This is a genomic window from Rhizobium sp. 01T417 (assembly GCF_056398905.1).
Map to the genome: position 1 here is coordinate 1 of NZ_JBFTQH010000120.1, position 1,614 is coordinate 1,614.

Below are 1,614 nucleotides of genomic sequence, written 5' to 3' on the forward strand. Positions count from 1 at the left end.
GCACCCGGCTCTGGGCCTCTTTTCACTTTCTGTTGTCAAAGCGACCCCGCAGGCCGGCCCTCCGATGGCCGGCAATTGAACTGAGCTTTCATCGTTCCCCAGACGTCCCGATAATTTGATCCCGGTACTCACACCATTTTCGCCAGCAGAGCAGCAGGGTGAGACTTATTCGCCTACTGAATTGGTAGTGAGCCGTGCATGTTATGGCACTCCTCCGCTTGCTGATGGGCCAGAGTAAGCATTATCAACGATCTACACAAGGAAAATAGAATGGYGGCTCCTTGCCGTACTTTATTCGGCCGAACCCGCCGCGATATATTGGGTATGGGAGCGATCGGTGAGTGCAAAGCAACGAGCGATGCGAATGTCGCAACGCCGTTTCAGTATGCGCACCKCATTTAACATAAATTGCGCTCGATGCCTCGGAAGAGTTTCTCTTACTCAGACCCTCTCAGTCACATCGGCGGCCGTATCCAAATGGGGTGCCATGCAACGCGGGGCCCGGATTTCCAAGGTATGCCCGTGGACTGCTTCATCCAGCCAATTGCTGCCGCTATCGTCGCGTATGTGGAGTGCTACGATGCGAGTGACATGGCCAAGGAGAGTAGGCTAGGAGTTATGGATGTTTAGTTTTAGATGCGAGGCTCAGTCGGCAGTCTCGCCATCTAGCTAAGTCAGGTCTTAAACAGCCGCAGGCGGCTGGCCCGCGCCTCGATCTCGTTGGTCGCAACGTTCCACTGGGCGGCGAGGGCGGCCCAGCCGCTGAACGCCTCGACTGTTCGCTGGATGATCTCCCTGGGCTTCGTGACCTGGTATTTGTCGCCGAAGGCTACCAATTCCTCGACGGTAAAGTCATCCGCCTTGCCGGCGATCGTCATCTGATGCTGTAGCGTGTAGCCATTGCCTGCGGAGAACGTCAGGTCATAGGCCGGTGACAGGTACCACTCCCCTGCGGGTGACATCAGGAACGCGAAGTTCTTTACGTGGTCGTCCTGGTTACGACCCACGACATTGAAGATCATCCGGCGGTACGCCTCGTCGATTGCGGGCTGAGGCATCAGGAACATGCGAATCCAGCGGAAGTATTGATCGTAGCTGTMGGCGCGCGGGATGTTGTAGTCGACGTGTGCAAGGCCTGCCAGACTGTGCATATGGATCCGGCCGCCATCCGCAGTGCGATCAAATCGCTTCGTCAAGAAGTGGAATCGACCGGACGGCTCCTCGATAAAGTCCACTGGAGCCATGTCGATGCCGAGTTCTTTCGTCAGGAGTGCGTACGTGTATTCGACGCGATTGAACGGTTGCGCCTGGTGATCCTTCGGGTTGGCGGACTCCACGCCGCCGAACTTGATCAGCCAGTGTTCCTCCCCTGGCTGCGGGTCGACGAATGCAGATCGAATCTGCTTGTTTTCACGGTCCCAGAGAATAAGCGCCTTGGCCCTTGCGCCGCCGGCGCTCGCACCAATACGCATGAGTTCGGCGACGGCGCCGTCCTGTTCCCCGGCCACAATCTTTCGAGCGGCCTCAACCAGGGCGCCGACTTCGAGGGCTTCGGCCTCGTGGGCTGTCTGCGTGCGATCGATCCGGGGCAGAAACTCCAGGGCGCCCATGGCA

General features: G+C 58.0%; 1 protein-coding gene. It reads right to left on the reverse strand.

What is annotated here, in order from left to right; all coding sequences use genetic code 11:
* Positions 1-674: 674 nt before the first annotated feature.
* On the reverse strand, positions 675-1,614 hold a 940-nt coding region (locus AC1DPR_RS31845), incomplete at its 5' end, for a type II toxin-antitoxin system HipA family toxin (protein WP_477818006.1).